General features: G+C 37.7%; 1 protein-coding gene. It reads right to left on the reverse strand.

The genetic code is table 11. The features are described 5' to 3' along the window. Positions 1-212 (reverse strand): IS200/IS605 family accessory protein TnpB-related protein (locus tag ACYQ4S_RS13150; RefSeq protein ID WP_459771633.1); only part of this gene is annotated, 212 nt, incomplete at both ends.

A 212-nucleotide genomic window follows, 5' to 3' on the forward strand; every position in this document is an offset into this window, starting at 1 on the left:
TCTGCTTTGATAAGTGTCCGTCCTTTTTGCTTGGATTTATATTCTAATTGGCGGACGAATTCATACCATCCTGCATCACCAATGCTTTTTGCCAGTTTATGATTTTTCATCAGGTTCTTACTGGACAACGTTTCGATTACAATGACTTGGTTTTCGTCTGTAATCTTTTTGGATAGTTTGTGCAAGAAATCTTTGCGCTGATTGGCAATCTT

This window comes from Alkalibacterium sp. s-m-28 (assembly GCF_054658175.1).